This window comes from Streptomyces sp. NRRL S-31, from assembly GCF_000718775.1.
Taxonomy (GTDB): Bacteria; Actinomycetota; Actinomycetes; order Streptomycetales; family Streptomycetaceae; genus Streptomyces.
This window is the reverse complement of record NZ_JOCB01000272.1, coordinates 1-334: the sequence shown is the minus strand read 5'-3', so window position 1 is coordinate 334 and position 334 is coordinate 1. Positions and strand designations below refer to the sequence as shown.

Genomic DNA, 334 nt, shown 5'->3' with positions numbered 1-334 from the left:
GTCGGAGCCGGGACGGTAGTAGGAGGGCAGGCCGTCGGAGACCGTGCGGGGCGGGGTGAACCGCAGCTCCCCGGCCGGCCGCAGCAACGGATGACCCGGCCCGGGCAACGCGTTCACACCCCCCGCACCCGCACCCGCGCCGCCCGCGCCCGCGGCGGACACGGTCGGTGTCCGGCCCAGACCCAGAGCGGAACGCAGCTTCCAGCCCGCCTTGCCCCCCAGACGCGCACCCGCATGCCCGAGCAGCGCACCGAACGCACCCGAGGTGAACGAGGCCAGCGACGTCGTGAACCGGCCCGTGGTGATCGCGTTGTACGTCCCCTCCGCCAGGTTC

General features: G+C 74.9%; 1 pseudogene. It reads right to left on the bottom strand.

Annotation, left to right across the window (positions count from 1 at the left end):
• A pseudogene (locus IF37_RS0138585) lies at window positions 1–334 on the bottom strand (hypothetical protein); the annotation flags it as partial.